Source organism: Leifsonia poae, assembly GCF_050632195.1.
Taxonomy (GTDB): Bacteria; Actinomycetota; Actinomycetes; order Actinomycetales; family Microbacteriaceae; genus Leifsonia; species Leifsonia poae_C.
The window spans coordinates 2,246,786-2,265,825 of the sequence record NZ_CP192580.1 but is presented as its reverse complement, the minus strand read 5'-3'; the positions used below and the strand labels follow the sequence as shown (position 1 = coordinate 2,265,825).

The 19,040-nt window shown below is 66.9% G+C and carries 16 protein-coding genes, 1 tRNA gene and 1 pseudogene; 17 read left to right on the top strand and 1 reads right to left on the bottom strand.

The window, feature by feature from the left end; all coding sequences use genetic code 11:
• Position 1: 1 nt before the first annotated feature.
• The 16 genes and pseudogenes from dusB to ACQ86A_RS11390 all read left to right on the top strand — a co-directional run bounded on the left by dusB (position 2) and on the right by ACQ86A_RS11390 (position 17,392).
• Complete coding sequence (gene dusB / locus ACQ86A_RS11465; protein WP_431277187.1) at positions 2 to 1,192, top strand: tRNA dihydrouridine synthase DusB; 1,191 nt, start codon at positions 2 to 4, stop codon at positions 1,190 to 1,192.
• Entirely contained in the window at positions 1,182 to 2,441 is a 1,260-nt protein-coding gene (locus ACQ86A_RS11460) for a deoxyguanosinetriphosphate triphosphohydrolase (protein WP_431277186.1), read from the top strand. Before dusB ends, ACQ86A_RS11460 begins: the two co-directional genes overlap by 11 nt.
• Positions 2,442 to 2,526: 85 nt before the next feature.
• Positions 2,527 to 3,651 carry a DUF4282 domain-containing protein gene (locus ACQ86A_RS11455; protein WP_431277185.1) on the top strand — a complete coding sequence of 375 codons (1,125 nt, stop codon included), beginning with the start codon at positions 2,527 to 2,529 and terminating at the stop codon, positions 3,649 to 3,651.
• Positions 3,652 to 3,671: 20 nt separating this feature from the next.
• Positions 3,672 to 5,540, top strand: a complete 1,869-nt coding sequence (dnaG, locus tag ACQ86A_RS11450; RefSeq protein ID WP_431277184.1) for a DNA primase — start codon at positions 3,672 to 3,674, stop codon at positions 5,538 to 5,540.
• A 200-nt stretch (positions 5,541 to 5,740) separates the two neighbouring features.
• A pseudogene (locus tag ACQ86A_RS11445) lies at positions 5,741 to 7,371 on the top strand (ABC transporter substrate-binding protein).
• Between the two features lie 88 nt (positions 7,372 to 7,459).
• Positions 7,460 to 8,557, top strand: a complete 1,098-nt coding sequence (locus ACQ86A_RS11440; RefSeq protein ID WP_431277183.1) for an ABC transporter permease — start codon at positions 7,460 to 7,462, stop codon at positions 8,555 to 8,557.
• A 1-nt stretch (position 8,558) separates the two neighbouring features.
• Positions 8,559 to 9,611: an ABC transporter permease gene (locus ACQ86A_RS11435; RefSeq protein ID WP_431277182.1), complete on the top strand. Its 1,053-nt coding sequence runs from the start codon at positions 8,559 to 8,561 to the stop codon at positions 9,609 to 9,611.
• Complete coding sequence (locus ACQ86A_RS11430) at positions 9,608 to 11,299, top strand: dipeptide ABC transporter ATP-binding protein (protein WP_431277181.1); 1,692 nt, start codon at positions 9,608 to 9,610, stop codon at positions 11,297 to 11,299. Before ACQ86A_RS11435 ends, ACQ86A_RS11430 begins: the two co-directional genes overlap by 4 nt.
• Positions 11,300 to 11,308: 9 nt before the next feature.
• The gene (locus tag ACQ86A_RS11425; protein WP_431277180.1) at positions 11,309 to 12,160 is read left to right on the top strand and encodes an ATP-binding cassette domain-containing protein; all 852 of its coding nucleotides are present in this window, start codon (positions 11,309 to 11,311) and stop codon (positions 12,158 to 12,160) included.
• Between the two features lie 58 nt (positions 12,161 to 12,218).
• Positions 12,219 to 13,241, top strand: a complete 1,023-nt coding sequence (locus tag ACQ86A_RS11420) for a D-isomer specific 2-hydroxyacid dehydrogenase family protein (RefSeq protein WP_431277179.1) — start codon at positions 12,219 to 12,221, stop codon at positions 13,239 to 13,241.
• Between the two features lie 238 nt (positions 13,242 to 13,479).
• Positions 13,480 to 13,552: transfer RNA gene (locus tag ACQ86A_RS11415), tRNA-Asn, on the top strand.
• Positions 13,553 to 13,743: 191 nt separating this feature from the next.
• Positions 13,744 to 13,959, top strand: coding sequence for a hypothetical protein (locus ACQ86A_RS11410; RefSeq protein ID WP_431277178.1), 216 nt, complete (start codon positions 13,744 to 13,746; stop codon positions 13,957 to 13,959).
• A gap of 102 nt (positions 13,960 to 14,061) precedes the next feature.
• The gene (locus ACQ86A_RS11405) at positions 14,062 to 15,273 is read left to right on the top strand and encodes a histidine kinase (protein ID WP_431277177.1); all 1,212 of its coding nucleotides are present in this window, start codon (positions 14,062 to 14,064) and stop codon (positions 15,271 to 15,273) included.
• Positions 15,270 to 15,932: a response regulator gene (locus ACQ86A_RS11400; RefSeq protein ID WP_431277176.1), complete on the top strand. Its 663-nt coding sequence runs from the start codon at positions 15,270 to 15,272 to the stop codon at positions 15,930 to 15,932. The genes ACQ86A_RS11405 and ACQ86A_RS11400 overlap by 4 nt, the downstream gene beginning before the upstream one ends.
• A gap of 151 nt (positions 15,933 to 16,083) precedes the next feature.
• Positions 16,084 to 16,398, top strand: a complete 315-nt coding sequence (locus ACQ86A_RS11395; protein ID WP_431277175.1) for an SHOCT domain-containing protein — start codon at positions 16,084 to 16,086, stop codon at positions 16,396 to 16,398.
• 82 nt (positions 16,399 to 16,480) lie between these two features.
• A complete protein-coding gene (locus ACQ86A_RS11390) occupies positions 16,481 to 17,392 on the top strand; it encodes a sensor histidine kinase (RefSeq protein ID WP_431277174.1) in 912 nt (303 codons plus the stop codon).
• On the opposite strand, the gene def is transcribed toward ACQ86A_RS11390, so the two are convergent.
• Positions 17,389 to 17,955, bottom strand: a complete 567-nt coding sequence (gene def / locus ACQ86A_RS11385; protein WP_431277173.1) for a peptide deformylase — start codon at positions 17,953 to 17,955, stop codon at positions 17,389 to 17,391. The genes ACQ86A_RS11390 and def overlap by 4 nt on opposite strands.
• Positions 17,956 to 17,995: 40 nt before the next feature.
• Between def and ACQ86A_RS11380 the strand changes: the two genes are divergently transcribed.
• Positions 17,996 to 18,976: a DMT family transporter gene (locus tag ACQ86A_RS11380; RefSeq protein WP_431277172.1), complete on the top strand. Its 981-nt coding sequence runs from the start codon at positions 17,996 to 17,998 to the stop codon at positions 18,974 to 18,976.
• Positions 18,977 to 19,040: the final 64 nt, after the last annotated feature.

Sequence of the window (19,040 nt, the reverse complement as noted above, 5' to 3'; positions counted from 1 at the left end):
GATGTCTACTACAGCAACGATAAGCCACGCACCCCAGCTGACCATCGGTCCGCTGGCACTCGACGTACCCGTCGTGCTGGCGCCGATGGCCGGGATCACGAACACCGCGTTCCGGCGACTCTGTCGTGAGTTCGGTGCCGGCCTCTACGTGAGCGAGATGATCACATCCCGCGCTCTCGTGGAACGCACCCCGGAGTCACTCAGACTCATCACACATCACGAATCCGAGACGCCGCGCTCGATTCAGCTCTATGGCGTCGATCCCAAGACCGTCTCCGAGGCTGTCACGATGCTCGTCGCTGAAGATCGTGCCGACCACATCGACCTCAACTTCGGCTGCCCCGTGCCCAAGGTCACACGCAAGGGCGGCGGAGCGGCATTGCCCTGGAAGCTCGGCCTCTTCCGCGAGATCGTCGAGGGCGCGGTGCAGGCGGCGGGCGATATCCCGCTCACGGTCAAGATGCGCAAGGGCATCGACAGCGACCACCTCACCTACCTCGAGGCCGCCAAGGCTGCGGAAGGCGCCGGCGTCGCATCCATCGCTCTCCACGCTCGCACGGCCGCCGAGTTCTACTCGGGGCACGCCGACTGGTCGGCCATCGCGAAGCTCAAAGAGACGATCACGGGCACGCCGGTGCTCGGCAACGGCGACATCTGGTCGGCCGCCGACGCAATCCGCATGGTCGACGAGACCGGCTGCGACGGGGTCGTCGTCGGTCGAGGCTGCCTGGGCCGGCCGTGGCTGTTCGGCGACCTGGCGGCGGCATTCCGCGCCCGGTCGGGCGAGATCAGCACTCAGGATGCCGCACTCGCGCAAGCGCACCCGTCGCTCGGGCAGGTGGCCGCGACGTTCCGGCGCCACGCAGAGCTGCTGGTCGAGTTCTTCGACAGCGAGGAGCGCGGCTGCCGTGACATCCGCAAGCACGTCGCTTGGTACTTCAAGGGCTACCCGGTCGGTGGCGACCTCCGCGCGAGCCTCGCCACCGTCGACACGCTCGCCCACCTCGACGACCTGCTCGCAACGCTCGACTGGAGTCAGGAGTATCCCGGCGAGGCGGCCGAAGGTCAGCGCGGCCGGGCCGGAACGCCCAAGCGGCCGGCGTTACCGGACGGATGGCTCGCAAGCCGGGACCTCGACGGGTACCAGCGCTCCGAAATCGCCGACGCGGAGGTTCACAACAGTGGCGGATAGCGGCGCGGGCGGGTACAGCGACTACGACCGGGAGCGGTGGCTTCCCGAGCAGCACTCGAACCGTCGCCGAAGCGACTTCGCGCGCGACCGCGCCCGGCTCCTGCACTCGAGCGCGCTGCGGCGGCTCGCGGCGAAGACCCAGGTGCTCAGCCCGACGGCCGGCCTCGACTTCGCCCGCAACCGCCTCACCCACTCGCTCGAGGTCGCCCAGGTCGGGCGCGAACTCGCGACCAGCCTCGGCCTCGACCCCGACATCGTCGATACCGCGTGCCTTGCGCACGACATCGGGCATCCTCCGTTCGGGCACAACGGCGAGCGCGCGCTCAACAGCTGGGCCGATGACATCGGCGGCTTCGAAGGCAACGCACAGACCCTCCGCCTTCTCGCCCGACTCGAGCCCAAGGTGTTCGGTCCGGATGGACGGGCGTACGGACTCAATCTGACCCGCGCCAGTCTCGACGCGAGCTGCAAGTATCCGTGGCCGGCGACGTCTTCGGTCGAAGACCCGAGCGGGCGGGCGAAGTTCGGCTTCTACGCCGATGACACGCCCGTGTTCCAGTGGATGCGCGCCGGTGCGCCCGAGCGCGTGCGCTGCATCGAGGCGCAGGTGATGGACCTGTCCGACGACATCGCGTACTCCGTGCACGACTTCGAGGATGCGGTCGTGAACGGCTACATCGACGTCGCGGCGCTCGGCAGCCGGGTCGACCACGACGATCTCGTCCGCTCGATGTACGAATGGATCGGCGGGGAGTTCAGCCACGATGAGCTCATTGCCGCATTCGACAGGCTCGACAACCTCGACATCTGGCTGGACGGCTGGGACGGGAGCCGCCGCTCGCAGGCCAGGCTCAAGAACCTGACCAGCCAGCTGATCGGTCGGTTCGCGGGCGCTGCGATCCGGGCGACCAGAGAGGCGGCACCGGGAGAGCACCTCGCTCGCTTCGGGGCCGACGTCGTCGTGCCTGCGACCATCCAGGCCGAGATCGCCGTGCTGAAGGGCATCGTCGCGACCTTCGTGATGTCGAAGAACACCCGGCAGCCGATCTACGCGCAGCAGCGACAGATCCTGACAACTCTCGCGGACATCCTGCACACCAAAGGTCCCGACGAACTGGATGCGGGATTCGCGGAGGATTGGGCCGATGCGAGCTCCGACGCAGAGCGCAAGCGAGTCATCGTCGACCAGGTCGCCAGCCTGACGGATCAGTCCGCCCTCAGCTGGTATGAACGTCTGGTCCAGCACTGAGTTGACCGAGTGGGCTTGAAACCCTGGACCAGAAGCTGAATGCTGGGATACGCGGCGCTGGGAGTCGCGTCCACGAGAGGAAACAATGAGCACCCCACAACCACCGGTGAACGGCGACGATCAGACGCCGGCAGAGGGCACGACGCCCGCACCGGCGAAGCGCGCGCCCAGCCGATCGACTCCGTCAGCGGCGCGCAAGCCCGTCACAGGGGTGCGCAAGGCTCCGACCCCCGCAGCCGGCGACAAGCCTGTGGCTGCTGCGAGCGCAAAAGCGACGGCCGCCAAGCCCGCAACCGCCAAACCCGCAACCGCGAAGCCAGCCACCGCGAAGCCAGCAACCGCCAACCCCGCCAACGCGAAGCCAGCCACTACTAAGCCCGCGACCACCAAGCCCGCGACGCGACGAACCACCACGACGAAGCCTGCGGCGACGCCGAAGCCCGATGAGCAGGGGGATGTGCCCAGCATCCTCGAGACGGCCCTCGCCGGACACAATGCCTCGGTGCGCGCGAGCGTGGACGCCGTCGAGAGCAGTCCGGCCGAGCCCGTGGCGGCACCCGACGCCACAAAGGCCCAAGCTGCCGCAGTAGCGGACATGACCGTTGCGACCCCGCCCACGGACGATGGAGCGACAACGCCGGCCGTCATTCCGGTGGGTGTTCCCGAGACGGTTCCAGCGCCCGACGCGACAGCGGTATTGGCTCCGGAGACTCCCGAGCCCACAGCACCCACGGAACCGGTCGCGGCAGAGGATGCCGCACAGACTGCAGAGGACGCCGCACAGACTCAAGAGGGCGCCATCCCGCAGTCCGAGGCTCCGTCAGCGACCGCCGCACCCGACGGAACCGTGCCGCCCGCGGGCTACCGCAGCGTGACCGACTTCGCCGATCGGCTCGATGACACCCGGTTCTTCTCGTCGCTCTTCGACTTCACCTTCACGAACTACGTCACACGCAAGCTCGCCGGACCGGTCTACGTGGTCGGCTTGGTCCTGATCGGACTCAGTACCCTTCTCTCGATCATCTACAGCCTCACGCTGGCGATCGGCACGCACTCGTTCCTCGGAGCGTTCGTGTTCTTGTTCGGTGTGATCATCACGCTCGTCGGCGCGATTCTGTCCGTCCTGCTGCTGCGCGTCGGGATCGAGGTCTTTGTCGCCATCATCGAGATCGCCCAGAACACCAGAGGACGCAAGAAAGAGCGTCGCTAGCCAGCCACTAGAATCGAAGCATGGCCGGCCGGATTCGACAGAACGACATCGAAGAGGTCAAGGCTCGCACCAACATCGCCGACATCGTCGGCGACTACGTCAGCCTCAAGTCGGCCGGCGTCGGTGCGCTCAAGGGCCTGTGCCCCTTCCACGACGAGAAGAGCCCGAGCTTCCAGGTGCGTCCCGGTGTCGGCCGCTACCACTGCTTCGGTTGCGGCGAAGGCGGCGACGTCTACGAGTTCCTGCAGAAGCTCGACCACGTCTCCTTCACCGAGGCCGTCGAGCGGCTCGCCGCGCGGCTGGGATTCACGCTGCACTACGAAGACGGCGGCGGCGGCCCCTCCGAGCACGGCAATCGTGCGCGCATCCTGGCCGCCAACGGCGCCGCCGAGGAGTTCTTCCGCTCCAAGCTCAGCTCGCCTGAAGCCGAGATCGGACGTCGCTTCCTCGGCGAGCGCGGGTTTGACTCGCACGCCGCGGCCCAATTCGGTGTCGGGTTCGCCCCGAAGAGTTGGGATGAGCTCACCAACCACCTGCGCGCCAAGGGATTCACAGTCGAAGAGCTGTCGACCGCCGGACTCGTCTCCCAGGGCGATCGCGGGGTCTACGACCGTTTCCGCGGCCGGCTCATCTGGCCGATCCGGGACCTCACCGGTCAGACGATCGGTTTCGGCGCCCGACGGCTGCTCGACGACGACAAGGGCCCGAAGTACCTCAACACCCCCGAGACTCCGGTCTATAAGAAGGCGCAGGTGCTCTACGGGCTCGATCTCGCGAAGCGCGACGTCTCGCGCCTCGACCAAGTGGTCGTGGTCGAGGGCTACACCGACGTGATGGCCTGCCACCTGGCGGGCATCACCACCGCGGTCGCGACGTGTGGCACGGCCTTCGGCATCGACCACATCAAGGTGATCCGGCGTGTGATGGGCGACGACAACAGCACCGGCTCGGTCATCTTCACGTTCGATCCGGATGCGGCGGGCCAGAAGGCCGCGGCTCGCGCGTTCGGCGAGGAGCAGCGCTTCTCAGCGCAGACTTACGTCGCTGTCGGCCCGGATGGGCTGGATCCGTGTGATCTGCGCCTGCAGAAGGGCGACGACGCAGTTCGCCGCATGATCGACGCGAAAAAACCGATGTTCGAGTTCATGATCCGTCAGGTGGTCGACCGCTACGACCTCGACACGGTCGAGGGACGAACGGCGGCGATGCGCGGGGGAGCGCCGATCGTCGCGACCATCCGCGATCCCGCATCGCAGAACGGTTACGCCCGCGAACTGGCCCGCCTGTCGGGAGCTGACCTGCAGGACACGTTGCGCGCGGTTCAAGCCTCGCGCCGTGGCGAGCGCTCCTCGAGCCAGAGCGGGCCCGGGCAGCAATCGCAGCAGGGGCGACAGCAATCGCCTCAGCCCGAGGTCCGCGCCGCCGCTGGCCTCGCGGAGATCCCCAACGACCCGGTGTCCCGCACGGAGAGGGAGACCTTGATGGTGCTGCTCCAACTCCCCGTCGAGGTCGGAGCGGAGCGAGCGGCGCGCGTGGTTCAGGTGCCGTTCGCGAATCCGTCGCTCGGAGTGGTGAAGGATGCGATCGCCAGCCAACTGTCGAGCCTCACCGAGCCCGGATGGGTCGACCGCATCACCGCAGAGGTGCCCGCTCCGTTCGCGCCGCTCGTGAACGAGTTGAGCGTCGCATCCGTTCCCCAAGCGGAGTCCGGCAACCTCACCGGCTACGCGAGAGCGGTGGCAGGTGCCCTGATCGAGCGGGATCTGCTGCGGGAGAAGGCCGAACTGCAACTCAGGCTGCGCCGTGCTGACGATCCCGAAACGGTGAGGACCCTCGGCAGGGCGATGATGCAGATCGAGAGCGAACGGCGAACCCTGCGCGAAGAATAGTCGTTTTGGTCCGTCCCGGCGACGTCAGACGGGCCTTCTGCGCCGAAAAATTGCGTGGAACGTTAAGATCTCGCTACAAAGTCGATCCGGATTCATGCATCGCCTGCATTTCGTGTTAGGACTATGGCTACACGATTCGGCACTGCGGCACCGTGTGCTCGCCGACTACGTGACCCCACACCAGGAAGAGGTATTCGGATATGAAATCCGCACACATCAGCGGCAGGCGCCTGCTGGCCGTGTCCGCCGCACTCGCGGCGACGGCCTTGGTGCTCGCCGGGTGCTCCGGCAGCAACAGCGGCTCCGGCAGCGGCGGTGGCGCCCTGACCGTCGGAACGACCGACAAGATCACGTCGATCGACCCGGCCGGCTCGTACGATAACGGTTCGTTCGCCGTGATGAACCAGGTCTACCCGTTCTTGATGAACTCGCCGTACGGCACCGCCGACGTCAAGCCCGACATCGCGACGTCCGCTGAGTTCACCTCGCCGACCGAGTACACGGTCAAGCTCAAGTCGGGTCTGAAGTTCGCGAACGGACACGACCTCACCTCCTCCGACGTGAAGTTCACGTTCGACCGCCAGGTGAAGATCGCCGACCCGAAGGGCCCCTCGTACCTGCTGGCGAACCTCGACAGCATCTCGACGCCCGACAAGACGACGGTCGTCTTCAAGCTGAAGACCGCCAACGACCAGACCTTCGCGCAGGTGCTCTCCAGCCCGGCCGGTCCGATCGTCGACGAGCAGGTCTTCTCGCCGACCAAGGTCACCTCTGACGCGGACATCGTCAAGGGCAAGCCGTGGGCGGGTCAGTACTCGATCACGAGCTACGACTTCAACAACCTCGTCGCCTACAAGGCCAACCCCGACTACCAGGGTGTCCTCGGCAAGCCGGCAACCGACAAGGTCAACGTCAAGTACTACGCCGACGCGTCGAACATGAAGCTCGACATCCAGAAGGGCTCGATCGACGTGGCCTTCCGGTCCCTGTCGCCCACGGACATCGACAGCCTGCGCAAGGACAAGAACGTCAAGGTCGTCGACGGCCCCGGCGGTGAGATCCGCTACATCGTCTTCAACTTCAACACGATGCCGTACGGTGCCACCACGCCGGATGCAGACGCTGCCAAGTCGCTCGCCGTTCGCCAGGCCGCTGCCGACCTCATCGACCGTGCGACCATCGCGAAGCAGGTCTACAAGGACACGTACACCCCGCTCTACTCGTTCGTTCCGGACGGCCTGACCGGCGCTATCACGCCGTTCAAGGACATGTACGGCGACGGGAACGGCGGGCCCAGCCTCGAGAAGGCCAAGGCCGCGCTTCAGGCAGCCGGCGTCTCGACGCCGATCGCGCTGAACCTGCAGTACAACACCGACCACTACGGACCCTCGTCGGCTGACGAGTACGCCCAGGTGAAGGAGCAGCTCGAGAACGGCGGCCTCTTCAAGGTGACCCTGCAGTCGACCGAGTACGTGCAGTACAACAAGGACCGCGTCGCAGACGTCTACCCGGCATACCAGCTCGGTTGGTTCCCGGACTACTCGGACGCCGACAACTACCTCACCCCGTTCTTCCAGAAGGACAACTTCCTCGTGAACCACTACGAGAACACCGAGGTACAGGACCTGATCACGAAGCAGGTCGGCGAGACCGACCCGCTGCGCGTACCAAGCTGATCGAGGAGATCCAGACCAAGGTCGCGGCGGACGTCCCGACGCTGCCGCTGCTCCAGGGCGCTCAGGTCGCGGTCACCGGCAAGACGGTGACCGGCGCCGACAAGACGCTCGACGGCTCCTTCAAGTTCCGCTACGGAGCGCTCGCGAAGGGCTGAGAACAGTACCGGCTAGTCCGCTAGTCACAGGGGGCGGCCCGCTTCGGCGGGGCGCCCCCGCACCAGGTCCACACCACGATTGGCTCTCATGACAGCAACTGTCACGGGCCCGGAAGCCACGGCGGCTCCCGGCCCAGAACGGATCAGGACGAAGCGACGGTCGGGGGGCGGTCTCGGTCGCTACATCCTGATCCGCGCGCTCCTGATCATCCCGACCATCTTCATCCTCGTCAGCCTCGTCTTCTTCCTCATGAGGTCGACGGGCGACCCGATCTCGGCGGCACTCGGCGGCAAGCTGACGCCGGACCAGCTCGCCGAGCGCATCCACCAGGCAGGTTTCGACCGGCCGCTGATCGTCCAGTACTTCGAGTACCTCGGTCAGATCTTCACGGGCAACTTCGGCACGACGCTGAGCGACAACCAGCCCGTCGCGCAGGTGCTGCTGCACTACGGCGCTGCGACCCTCGAGCTCGCCTTCTACGCCCTGATCGTGGCGTTCGCCGTCGGTATCCCGTTCGGCTTGATCGCGGCGTACTTCCGCGACAAGGGTCAGGATGCGAGCCTCCGCATCTTCGCGATCCTCTGTTACGCGACACCCGTCTTCTTCGCCGGCCTGCTCTTGAAACTCGTGTTCTCGATCTGGCTGGGCTGGCTCCCGGTCGCGGGTCGAGCATCCACCAGCTCCGAATTGGAGATGGAACTTCTTCCGAACAAGACGGGTATCTATCTGATCGACTCGTTCCAGACGGGCGACCCCGCTGTGGTCTGGGATGTGCTCGCGCACGCCGTCCTCCCGGCCATCGCTCTCGGGCTCCTGACGGCCGGTGTCTTCTTGCGTCTCGTGCGCACCAACGTGATCGGCACGCTCTCCACCGACTATGTCGACTCCGCCCGCTCGCGAGGCGTGAGCGAATACAGGTTGGTTCGCAAGCACGCGTACCGTCCCGCCCTCATCCCGATCATCACGGTCATTGGCCTCCAGATCGCCTTGCTGCTCGGCGGTGCTGTGCTCACAGAGACGACGTTCGAGTGGAAGGGCCTCGGGTTCCAACTGGCGCACTATCTGCAGGCACGTGACTTCGTGGCCGTGCAGGGTATGGTCGCCCTGCTCGCCGTCGTCGTGGCCCTGACCAACTTCATCGTCGACATCATCGCGGCGATCATCGACCCGAGAGTGAGGTACTGAGATGGCCGCCAAACGCAGTCTCTGGGACCGTCTCCCGGTCATCCACCAGCTCCGGCAGAGCGTCGGCCTGCAGCGAGGGATGCTCATCGCCGGTCTGACGCTGACCGGCCTGTTCATCATCATCGCGATCTTCGCGCCGGTGATCGCGCCGTACGGTTTCGCCCAGCTGAAGGATGCGAACGGACAGTTCGGCGCACAGGATCCGCCCAGCCCGGCTCACATCTGGGGCACCACGGTCGGCGGATACGACGTCTTCTCCCGCACGATCTGGGGAGCGCAGACCGCGCTCTCGGTGATCATCGTCGCCGTGATCCTGTCGATCTTCGCCGGCATCTTCCTCGGGCTCGTCTCCGGATACTTCGGCGGCTGGCTCGACCGGGTGCTCGTCGTGATCTGCGACGCGATCTACGCGTTCCCGTCGCTGCTGCTCGCGATCGTGATGGCTATCGTCATCAGCGGCGGGCAGTCGAGCCTCTGGGGCGGGATCCTCGCCGCAGCGATCTCGATCACGGTGGTGTTCATCCCGCAGTACTTCCGGGTCATCCGCGCGGAGGCGGTGCGCATCAAGTCGGAGGCCTACGTCGAGTCGGCGAAGGTGGTGGGCGCGAGCAATACGCGCATCATGTTCCGCCACGTGCTCCGCAACTCGACCCGCACCCTTCCGCTGATCTTCACGCTCAACTCGTCGGAGGCGATCCTGACGCTTGCGGGTCTCGGCTTCCTCGGCTTCGGCATCCAGCCCACCGCCGCTGCGGAGTGGGGCTACGACCTGAACAAGGCGCTCTCGGATGTGACGAGCGGCATCTGGTGGACCTCGCTGTATCCGGGTCTCGCTATCGTGCTCATCGTGCTCGGCATCACCCTCGTCGGCGAGAGCATGAACGACCTGGCCGACCCGCGTCTGCGCGGTCGTCGAGCAGTGGCGAAGTCGTCGGGACTGGTAGCGGAGACCTCCGTCGTCCCCGGCGGCACCCTCATCGCCGGTCCAGGAGGCCTGGACGGCCTCGAGGGCGGGGAATCCTTCGACGAGCACGGAATCGAGGTCCGCCCGTGAGCGACATCGTTCAGATCGACCGCCTGGCGGTCTCCTTCTCCACCGACGCCGGCGCGGTCAAGGCCGTCGACGACGTCAGCCTGAGAGTCGCCCCCGGCGAGGTGCTCGCGATCGTGGGGGAGTCGGGCAGCGGTAAGACCGTGACCGCCAAGACGATCCTCGGCCTGCTCCCCGAGACCGCGACGGCCTCGGGAGCGGTGATCCTGCGTAGCAAAGACGGCAAGTCCGAGGCCGACGTGGTCTCGCTCAGCAAGCGTCAGCTCCGCGAAGTGCGTGGGACCGACGTCGCCATGGTCTTCCAAGAGCCGTCGACCGCGCTGAACCCCGTGTATCCCGTCGGCTGGCAGATCGCCGAGGGGATCCGGGCCCACGAGAAGATGTCGAAGTCGGAGTCTCGCAAACGTGCGGTCGAGATCCTGGCCCGAGTGGGCATCCCGGAGCCAGAGAAGCGCGTCAAGTACTACCCGCACCAGTTCTCCGGCGGCCAGAAGCAGCGCATCGTTATCGCGATGGCCCTGGTTCTGAACCCGGGCCTGATCGTCGCCGACGAGCCGACCACTGCGCTCGACGTGACCGTGCAGGCCGAGATCCTCGATCTGCTCCGTCGCTGCCGCGACGAGTTCGGTGCCGCGATCGTGCTCATCACCCACAACATGGGCGTGGTCGCCGACCTGGCTGATCGTGTCGCGGTGATGTACCAGGGAAAGGTCGTCGAAGAGGCGGATGTGAAGACTCTCTTTGCATCGCCGAAGGCCGAGTACACCCAGCGTCTCCTCGCTGCTGTACCCAAGATCGGCCAGGGGCTCTCCTCGACGAGGGACCGCGCCGAATCGCGGGCAGAGGACTGGGCGAACGTCGAGCCCGTTGTGAAAGCCCAAGGGTTGCGCATCCAGTATCCGGGCCGGCTTGGTCAGGCAGGATTCGTCGCCGTCGACGGCGTGGATTTCGAGATTCGTCCCGGCGAGGTGCTCGGTCTGGTCGGCGAGAGCGGCTCGGGCAAGACCACGATCGGTCGCGCCATCGGCGGTCTCGGAACGGTCACCGGTGGGTCTCTGAAGGTTCTCGGAGTCGAGATGAACGGCGTTCGGGAACGTCAGTTCAAACCGGTGCGACGTGACATCGGCTTCGTGTTCCAGGACCCTGCCTCGAGCTTCAACCCGCTCCTGACCATCGCGGACTGCGTCGCCGAACCGCTTGTCGTGCACGGACGGGCGTCGAGCCCGGCGGATGCGCGCGGGCGGGTCGACGACCTCCTCGAGGCCGTGCAGCTCCCACGCAGCTACGGCGATCGCTTCCCTCACGAGCTGAGCGGTGGACAGCGGCAGCGAGCGAGCCTGGCGCGAGCACTCGCGCTCGAGCCGAGCCTCCTGATCGCCGACGAGCCGACGTCTGCTCTCGACGTTTCGGTCCAGGCCCGGGTTCTCGAATTGTTCGCAGAACTGCAGAAGGAGTTCGGCTTCGCCTCCCTGTTCATCAGCCACGACCTGGCCGTGGTCGACCTGCTGGCCGACCGCATCGCGGTGCTGCACCGCGGAAAGCTCGTCGAGGAGGGAACGGGAGCCGAGGTCCTGGGGAACCCGCGAGAGGCGTACACGCAGCGACTGCTGGCGTCGCTCCCTGTGCCGGATCCGATCGAGCAGGCCGACCGGCGGGAGGCACTGCGCGCATTGCGCGCCGACAACGCCTAGGGTCTAAATGTGAGTTCCAACCCTGCTATCACCGTCAGCGATCTGTCCGTCGAGTACCCCGCGCGGGGTGCGAGCGCCTCGTGCGTCGCGCTCCGCGGGGTCAGCTTTCAGGTGCAGGAGGGTGATGTTCTGGGCATCCTTGGGGAGACCGGCTCGGGCAAATCGACGCTCGCGGCAATTCTCGCGGGGCGCGGCTTGCCGATCCGCGCGTCCGAGCCGGGCCCGCGGATCAGCGGCGGCGACGCGTCGGTTCTCGGCCACTCGATGCGCAAGGCGCGCAAGCGCGATATCGCCGAGGTGACCTTTCATGTCGGCTATCTGGCCCAGGATGCTGCGAACACGCTCGAGCCGTCCCTCACGGTCTCGCAGAACGTCGCGCTCCCCATCTTCGAACGGGATGAGCACTACAGCCGACGTGCGGCGGGGGAGCGGTCGGCAACCATGCTCGACACGGTCCACCTGCCATTGAGCGTGCTCTCGAAGTACCCGTACGAGTTGAGTTCCGGGCAACGTCAGCGCGTGGCGCTCGCCCGCGCGCTCGTGCTCGGCCCCTCTGTGCTGATCGCCGATGAGCCCACCGCCGGCATCGACGCGACCGTGCGCGATGCCGTGATCGACCTCCTCGGCCAGCTGAAGGACCACGCGGGGTTCTCCGCCGTGATCGTCAGCCACGACCTGTCCGTGCTGCGCCGGGCGACGACGAAGACGGTCGTCCTGCAGGGTGGTCGAGTCGTGGGCTACGGGCCGATCGAGGATGTGCTGGCCCGACCCGAGCATCCCTTCGTCGCGGGTCTCGCCAAGGCGCTCAAGCCGCCGCAGCGTCGGACCGAACGTCGTCCACAGCGCGCCAGCGCCGAGTAGCCAGCACCCACTCACCTCTTCGCATCCCTCTGTCCGTCCGATCAATCTGGAGACGACCATGACCGATTCCCAGCAGACCGACCACCGCTCCACCTCGCAGCACCGAGCCGTGCTGTCCGAAGACCCCAGCGCGATTCCCGAAGAGCGTCGGCCCGAGCCCGGAACCATCGCCGTGCTGCCGCGGCCGGGCAAGGTGTTCGTGGATGCGGTCGAGTCCGGCGGTGGCGAGGTCGCAGAGCTGTCGGAGAATACCCGAGGTCTGATCTGGCTCTCGCCGCGAGGGGCCGACGAGCTCGCGGCCGCGCTCGACGAGCATCCGTCGATCGGCTGGGTGCAGCTGCCGTTCGCCGGCGTCGACGCGTTCACCAAGGTCATCGCCGACGAGAAGCGGTCCGAGATGCTGTGGACCAGCGCCAAGGGTGCATACGCCGAGCCCGTGGCCGAACACGCACTGGCCCTGACGCTCGCCCTGCTGCGGGTGCTGCCGAAGCGCGTCGTCGCGCGGAGCTGGGCCACCGAGCCCGAGGGACGATCGCTCTACGGGATGAATGTGGTGATCATCGGTGCGGGCGGGATTGCTCTCGAGCTGATCCGCCTGCTCGCGCCGTTCGACACGAACATCACGATCGTCCGCCGGGCCGAGACTCCTGTGCCCGGTGCCGGCCGAACGGTGGCGACGGATGCGCTGGGTGACGTGCTGCCCGAAGCCGACGTCGTGATCGTGGCCGCCGCCCTGACCGGCGGAACGAAGCACCTGTTCGGATCAGCCGAGTTCGAAGCGATGAAGTCCACCGCGTACCTGGTCAACATCGCGCGTGGGGGACTGGTGGACACGGATGCGCTGGTCGCGGCTCTGTCGTCGGGCACGATCGCGGGCGCTGGCATCGACGTGACCGACCCGGAGCCGCTGCCCGAAGGACATCCGCTCTGGGACGAGCCGCGCGCGCTGATCACGCCGCACCAGGCCGACACCCTGGAGATGACGGCACCGCTTCTCGCCGAGCGCATCCGACTGAACGTCGAGGCGTTCCTGGGTGACAGTCGGTTTGTGGGCGTGGTGGACGCGGAGGCCGGGTACTGACTTCGGGCGGCGCGATGCGATCGCGTGATCCGCGCGCCGATACGGCGTTGACGGATAGGCGTCGCGCGAGCTGTGGATAAGCGCGCGTGTCGGGTCGTGCGAAAAGTGCGGTTGGGGCATCCCCAACCGCACTTTTGGCACGACTCGATGCGTGGATCAGGGGGCGACGCGCGCGGAAGTCGCGCTCGATTTGGCGGTACGCGAATCCTTGATAAAGTAACTACGCTGATTCAAGCATTCCTCGATAGCTCAATTGGCAGAGCAGCCGGCTGTTAACCGGCAGGTTCTTGGTTCGAGTCCAAGTCGGGGAGCGCAGAAGGGCCCGGAGGCATCGCCTCCGGGCCCTTCCCTATCTCGGCGGAACCTCGCGAGGCGTGCGCGGGGGTCACGGAAGCTCGGCCAACGTCCGCGGCATTGCGCCCGAATATGTCCTTTCGGGCATGTAGCCGCGTCACCGAATGTTCACCTGCGCCGGCGGGGTCTGCGCGCGTACGCTCACGGCATGACGATTGACAATGGCGACGGGCGCTGGCGCGACGAGGAAGCCGAGCCGGGAATCGACCCGGATGAGATCGCGCACGACTACGAGACGAGCACGGAAGAGAACCTGGAAGAGCGCGAAGACGAGGCTGCGGATATCGCACTAGCCGCTCCGGGCGGGATCGTATTTGACCAGGGATACGACGACGAGGGATTCGACGCCGAGCACAACCCGTGAGCGGTCGGCGAGCATCCTGAGCACAGCCCTACTCCCGCGGGAGTAGTCGTAAAGCGACCATGGGCGGATGGGATGCTCAGCCGGGCTCGTTAGCATGAGCAGATGCCGTGGAACGCGAACGAGGAGGCCTGGTTCGCGCGCGCCGCGAACGGCTGGGGCCGTCGTCGTCCGCCGTCCGCCCGCTGGATCCCGGTCGTGGTCGCGCTGCTGTTCCAGTTGCCAGGGCTCATCATCGCGGCGTTCCATGCGAGCGAGGACGTTCTGACTCTCGTGTTCGTCGCGCTCGCGTTCGCGTCCTCGTTCGTGCTTGTGGCCGCGCGCACGCAGCCGGGTCGCGTCGTCGCCATCGTGGGGGTGCTGTGCCTTCCGGCGATCGCCGTCACGATGGGACCGCCCGTCGCCGCCGTTCCCCTCGCCCTGGCCGTTGTCAGCGCCGTGGCGCGCGGCGCCCGGATCTGGGCGTGGGCTACGGTCGCGGGCTTTGCCGTGCTGGGCCCATTGAGCGCATATCTGCTGGCGGGGCAGCCGATCGCCATCATCCGACCGCTCATCGTCGCGCTCATCCTGAGCCTGCTCGTCGGTGTGGGGGAGGCCTTGCGCAACCGCCGGGAGCGCTACCACGAGGTCGCCCAGCGCATCGTTGCCCGTCGCGAGTCGGCAGCTGAGGCGGAGCGCCTGCGCATCGCCCGCGAGCTCCACGACGTGCTTGCCCATTCCCTGTCGCAGATCAGCGTGCAGGCCGGCGTCGGGCTCCACCTGTTCGACACACGGCCCGACAAGGCCAAGGAGAGCCTCGCGTCCATCAAGGCGACGAGCAGCCAGGCCCTCGAAGAGGTTCGCGGTGTGCTCGGCTTTCTGCGCTCGGAGGGGTATCCCACGTCCCGTGCGCCCGAGCCCGACCTCGACCGCATCCCGGTGCTCGTCGAGACTTACCTGCGCGCGGGGCTCGACGTGAGCTACGACGAGAACCTGCACAGCATCCCGGGACCGGCCATCCAGCTCGCGATCTACCGCATCGTTCAGGAGTCCCTCACCAATGTGGGCCGGCATGCGCAGGCGAAGACCGTCCACATCACCCTCGGCGAATCGGGCGGCGACTATGTCGTCACCATCTCCGACGACGGGCGCGGTCTCCCCGACGGGGTCAGCGAGGGCGGCAAGGGCATGCTCGGGATGCGGGAACGCGCCGAGCTGCTGGGGGGCCGTCTCGAGGTGGTCGCCGGTGAGAGCGCCGGTGTCGTCGTCACGGCCCGCATCCCGGCTCGAGCCGCCGCGACCTCCACCGGATGGACGCGCGCGGAGTCGACCCCGTGATCCGAGTGCTGCTGGCCGATGACCAGCACCTCGTCCGTGCCGGCTTTCGTGCCCTGCTGGAGGCCGAGGAGGGCATCGACGTCGTCGGTGAGGCGTCCAGTGGGCGTGAGGCCGTTGCGGTCGCGCTCGAGACGCATCCTGACGTCGTGCTCATGGACATCCGGATGCCTGACGGCGACGGCCTGTGGGCCACCGAGCAGATCGTGAACGAGCCAACCCTGGCAGGAACGCACATCGTCATCGTGACGACGTTCGAGCTCGATGAATACGTCGCCCAGGCGATCGCGGCCGGGGCAAGCGGTTTTCTGGTGAAGGACACGGAGCCGGTGGACCTCATCCGCGCGGTCCGGGTCGCCGCGGCCGGGGATGCGTTGCTCTCCCCGGGCGTCACCAAGCGGCTTCTCGAGCGCGTTGCCGGCGGGATGAAGCCGGCCCGTCCGGCTGCCGAGCTGGACGCCCTCACGGAGCGCGAGCGCGAGGTGCTCGCCCTGGTGGGGCTCGGCCTCACGAACGGCGAAATCGGTGAGAAGCTCTTCCTCAGCCCGCTCACGGCCAAGACGCACGTCTCTCGAATCATGACGAAACTGGATGCCCGCGACCGGGTGCACCTTGTCGTCGTCGCTTACGAGAGCGGGCTCGTGCAGCCCGGCTGGCAGTAACGGCACACCGGTACGACGTGCGTCGCGGTGTCTGCTCCCGGGGGAGTACGGCGGGTCACTCCGGCCGGCGGATTCGCGAATCACGGCATCCGGCGAGGCTGAGGTGATGGTTCGCAGAGCGCGGACCGCACACACCGATTGGATCGCCATCATGCTCAGCACTCTTGCTGCAACGACCGTCGCCGCCCACTGGGTCGGCCCGTGGGGAGCCGGATTCGGCTTCCTGTTCCTGTTGATCCCGCTCTTCTGGATCACCGTCTTCGTGCTGATCTTCACCTTCGCAGGTCGTCGTTGGCGCCGTGCCGCCATGGCCCGGGACGGCTATGGATACGGCTATGGACCACGTTCCGCCAGCCGGTCGGCCGAGTCCACTCTCGCGGAGCGTTTTGCGAAGGGAGACATCGACGAGGTCGAGTACCGCGCCCGCCTCGAAGTCATCCGTGCCAACCGCGAGAATCAGGGCTGACCACCGTCTCTGAGCACCCCGCCGAGCGCGCCGGGTAAACTCATTCGGGCCGTTCGTCAGAGAACGGCCCGAAGGGACACCCATGAACGGCCTCTCGGCTGCCGACGCCCGCACGATGGCGCTCCTGTTCGCCGTCCTCGGCGGGGTGCTCGTGCTGGCGGTGGTGCTCCTGCTCGTGCTCTGGCTGCGATCCCGCTCCGCACTCCGACGCCTCCAGAACTCTCGCGAGGAGTCGGAGTGGGACCGCATCGACCGCGAACTCGAACTCGCCGAGCACGCGGGCCGATTCCGGATCATCCGCGAGCTTCAGGATGTCGCGGTGCAGGCGGTGTCAAAGCTCGTCTCGATCTCCGAGGGCATCCGCTACGCAGCAACCACCGATCCCGACGCCGCAACTCGTTCAGCGGGCGTGCTGGAGTCGACGGCACGGGATGCGCTGGCCGACCTTCGGCGCGTGCAGTCCATCGTGCGCGAAGGCGAGTCCGCAGCCCAACCGCAACCGAGTCTGCACTCAGCCCGCGATCTGTTCCGCGTGATGCGCGATGCCGGCCTCGACGTCACGTTCACGGAGAGCGGGGAGCGCTTCGAGCTCCGGCCGGGCGCGGAGCTCGCCGTGTTCCGCATCCTGCAGGGGATGCTCGAGAACGCGCTCAAGCACGGGGGAGCGGGAACCAGCGTTGCGGTCTCCTTCGCCTGGACTAACGAGGGTCTCCAGGTGAGCGTGAACGACGACGGCATCCGGTCGGCAGCACGACGCGCGGGCCTGGCACCGGATGAGGTCGACGACGCCGCCCGATACACGATCGACGACGACCTGCGCTCGTTGACCGAGCACTTCGAGGGCGCGGGACTCACCGAGATGCGCGAGCGCGCAGCACTGTTCGGCGGCATCCTGAACGCGAGCACGGTGCCGGGCGTCGGATTCTCGATCTCCGCGGTCTTTCCGGCGTTGCGCTTCCACAACGGGGTGCACGGAGTGAACCTCGACCGCTAGTCCTCCAGATGGTCGCGGCCCGGCAGCCAGCTGAGGCCGGGAACGCCCCAGCTGTTCTTGCGAGAGGCCTTGGCGGCCGCCTTTCCGAACGGATGCGTCAGCCGATCCACGTAGATCACGCCGTCGAGGTGGTCGTATTCGTGCTGGAAGATGCGCGCGAGCCAGCCGTCGGCGCGGACCTGGAACGGTTGGCCCTCCAGATCGACCGCTTCGAGGATGGCGCTCTCCGAGCGGCGGAGCGGGAAACGCTCGCCCGGAAATGAAAGGCATCCCTCGGCTTCGAGGTCTTCGTCCAACTCCTCGGTGCCGGCCGGCGAGATCCAGAGCACCGGGTTGATCGCGACCCCGCGGTGCAGCACGTCGTCGTCGTCGGTCCAGCCGTAGACGAAGAGCCGCAGCGGAACGCCGACCTGGGGACCGGCGAGACCGACGCCGGGGGCGGCATCCATCGTTTCGAACATGTCGGACACGAGAGTGCGCAGCTCGTCGTCGAATTCGGTGACGGCGGAGGCGGGGGAGTGGAGCACGGGATCTCCGGAGATCCGGATGGGAAGGACGGCCATTCAGCAAGAATATCGGGATGAAACTGGGTAGGGTCGTGGGGTGGGTACGGCACTGATGGATGTGACGCAGGACATCGCTCTGGAACCGAGCGCGTTCATCGGCATCCCCATCGCGCTGGTCGGTGCGTGCTTCCTCTCGATCGGCGCTCAGCTGCAGCACCACGGAGTCGCGAAGGTCGAGGCGAACACTCAGCACGCCAACTCGGGCCTGAGCCTCTCACAGCTCGGCCTCCTGCTAGCCCGCCCTTCGTGGGTCATCGGCACCGTGATGCTGGGCCTCGCGATCGTCTTCCAGCTCGTGAGCCTCTCGCTCGCCCCGATCATCGTGGTGCAGCCGCTTGGGGCGATCGCCCTCGTGGTCACGGCCATCCTGAACGCCCGGGTGAGCCACGTGAAGCTGAACCGCACGTCGATCATCGCGATCTGTCTGTGCGTGGGCGGAGTGGGTGCTTTTGCGATCCTCGCGGCCTTCACTGCTCGAGATGTTCCGGTGTCGAGCCGCGCCCTCGTCGAGATCCTCGTGATCCTGGCCATCGTGCTGGTGACCTTCGGAGTGCTCTTCTACTTTTTGCGCTCGCGCTTCAAGGCCCTCATCTACGTGGTGGGCGCCGGCGTGCTCTACGGTTTCGTCGCGACGCTCGCCAAGGTGACGATCGACCGCATCAGCAACGCCGAGTGGGACTGGCTCCTGGTGCTCTGCATCATCGCGCTCCTCGCAGCGGCAGCGCTCGGCGCCTACTTCGTGCAGAATGCGTACTCGTCGGGGCCGCCCGACCTGGTCATCGCGGGGCTGACCGTCATCGATCCGCTCGTGGCCGTGACCATCGGCATCCTGATTCTCGATGAGGCCGCGCAGGCTCCCTGGTGGGCGGTCATCGGCTATGTCGTGACGGGCGCGGTGGCGGTCTACGGGGTCTTCCTGCTGGCCAGACACCATCCGCAGGCGCTCGAGCTCACGCAGCCCGCCGCGCCGACGGTGGTCGGGGTTTCCGACACAGCGGCCGATTCCGGCTTAGACTAAGCGACTGAATCAGCCGGTCGGGCTCCGTCCGGCCGAGCGAAGACCATCGCCGGATTCACTATCC

What these genes read in the sequence shown, in the direction of transcription:
- ACQ86A_RS11410 (WP_431277178.1), top strand. Translation starts at nt 13,744, where the DNA reads ATGACGATTGACAATGGCGACGGGCGCTGGCGCGACGAGGAAGCCGAG.
- ACQ86A_RS11420 (WP_431277179.1), top strand. Translation starts at nt 12,219, where the DNA reads ATGACCGATTCCCAGCAGACCGACCACCGCTCCACCTCGCAGCACCGA.
- dusB (WP_431277187.1), top strand. Translation starts at nt 2, where the DNA reads ATGTCTACTACAGCAACGATAAGCCACGCACCCCAGCTGACCATCGGT.
- dnaG (WP_431277184.1), top strand. Translation starts at nt 3,672, where the DNA reads ATGGCCGGCCGGATTCGACAGAACGACATCGAAGAGGTCAAGGCTCGC.
- ACQ86A_RS11455 (WP_431277185.1), top strand. Translation starts at nt 2,527, where the DNA reads ATGAGCACCCCACAACCACCGGTGAACGGCGACGATCAGACGCCGGCA.
- ACQ86A_RS11395 (WP_431277175.1), top strand. Translation starts at nt 16,084, where the DNA reads ATGCTCAGCACTCTTGCTGCAACGACCGTCGCCGCCCACTGGGTCGGC.
- ACQ86A_RS11405 (WP_431277177.1), top strand. Translation starts at nt 14,062, where the DNA reads ATGCCGTGGAACGCGAACGAGGAGGCCTGGTTCGCGCGCGCCGCGAAC.
- ACQ86A_RS11440 (WP_431277183.1), top strand. Translation starts at nt 7,460, where the DNA reads ATGACAGCAACTGTCACGGGCCCGGAAGCCACGGCGGCTCCCGGCCCA.
- def (WP_431277173.1), bottom strand. Translation starts at nt 17,955, where the DNA reads ATGGCCGTCCTTCCCATCCGGATCTCCGGAGATCCCGTGCTCCACTCC.
- ACQ86A_RS11435 (WP_431277182.1), top strand. Translation starts at nt 8,559, where the DNA reads ATGGCCGCCAAACGCAGTCTCTGGGACCGTCTCCCGGTCATCCACCAG.
- ACQ86A_RS11390 (WP_431277174.1), top strand. Translation starts at nt 16,481, where the DNA reads ATGAACGGCCTCTCGGCTGCCGACGCCCGCACGATGGCGCTCCTGTTC.